The organism is Planctomycetota bacterium (genome assembly GCA_038746835.1).
In the GTDB taxonomy this organism is placed as follows: Bacteria; Planctomycetota; Phycisphaerae; order Tepidisphaerales; family Tepidisphaeraceae; genus JBCDKH01.
On record JBCDKH010000334.1, the window covers coordinates 1 to 1,551 of the forward strand.

Here is a 1,551-nt window from a genome sequence, read left to right on the forward strand (position 1 = left end):
GCACATCGACGAGCGCGAGCACGTCGCCGGTCGTGGCAATCTCGTCGAGCGTGCGGACGGCGTCTCGCCACGAGTTGACAGGCTGCGGCTCGATCGTCACGTCCGGACGGGCGGCGTCGAAGCGGGCATCGACTTCTTCGAATTCGGTGGATTCAGCGATGAGAACGAGTTCCAGGCCTTTCTGCTTCGCCAGCACCTTGAGCACACGGGCCGCACGCGCAAAGCCGGCTTCCCGGTAGGCCAACGGCGGAGTGAGGAGCAGGAGGCGCTTCGCGGCGGCCAGCGGTGCTTCGAGGCGTGCCACGACGACCATCGCCTGACTTTCCGCCGTTACGCCGTCGATGACGTGCCCGAAGACGCGGTCGCCCGGCGTCCATTCGCCATTCCAGCCGGCGACGATTTCCGAGGCGCGCAATTCTCGAGCGGCCCGGACGATGCCTCGTACCGGGTTGTCGTCGATACGCACCGTCGATACCGCGCGCACACTGGCCGATGTTGCGTGCAGAAGGGCGCGTTCCATCAGCCGTTCGGCGGCCGCCACGTTGCTGGCCTCATCGCTTCCTCCTCGGGCGACGGCCACGGGATACACCGGCTCCTCGCTGTCGGGGCTGCGAAGCAACAGGGCCAGCTCCATCAGACTGGCCGACGTCTCTGGGTTGGCCAGCGGAATGAGAATCCGCTCGGGCGCATTCGCCGGCTCGTACGGCCGCGACGCCTCGGCGAGCGCCACTTGACGTCCAAACGCCTGCACCAAACTCGGTCCAATCAGACACGTGAGCACGATGACCAGCACAACGGCATTGACCGCTGTTTGGCTAAACAGGCCGATATCGAACCCGATCAGCGTGACCGCCAACGTCGCGGCAGCCTGCGGCATCGTGAGGCCGGCCACGGTAAGACCCTCCGGCACGGAAAACTTCATCAGCGGAATACTGAGCGCCGCTGCCGTGCCCTTGCCAACGAGTACGATGCCCGTGAACAACAGCGCCAAGCCCCACACTTCGAGCGACCCGAGCACCCGGACATCGACCAGCAACCCGACCGACACTAGAAAGAACGGTACCAGGATCGCGTCGCCGACGAACCGGAGCCGGGTCATCAGTGGGCTTCGCTTCGGGATGAGTTGGTTCAGGGCGATGCCCGCCAGGAACGCCCCGATGATCGGCGCAAGCCCGACGAGCGAAGCCGTCCAGGCCGCCAGAAACACCGAGGCGAGGAGGAACGCAAACGCGGCATCGTCTTCGCGCCGGACGCGGTAGAAAAACGACCGCGCTACCCGAGGCAGTCCGATCATGACCAGCACGCCCCAGATCGAAGCGCCGATGGCAAAACTGAGCCAGAACGTCGGGCCGGCGTCCCCGCTGACGACGCCCTGGACCACCGCGAGCACCAGCAGCGAGACGAGGTCAGTCACCAGCGTCGCGCCCGTAGCAATCACCAACGCTCGGTTTTTGGCAATGCCGAGCTGTTGCGCGAGCGGCAGGGCAAGCAACGTGTGGCTCCCGACGATGCTTCCCAGCAGCGCCGCCGCCGGCCAGCCGTACCCGAGCA

At 66.0% G+C, this 1,551-nt stretch carries 1 protein-coding gene; it reads right to left on the reverse strand.

What is annotated here, in order from left to right:
- Nucleotides 1–1,551, reverse strand: a 1,551-nt coding sequence (locus tag AAGI46_17175) for a cation:proton antiporter (GenBank protein MEM1013939.1), incomplete at both ends; no start/stop codon positions are given.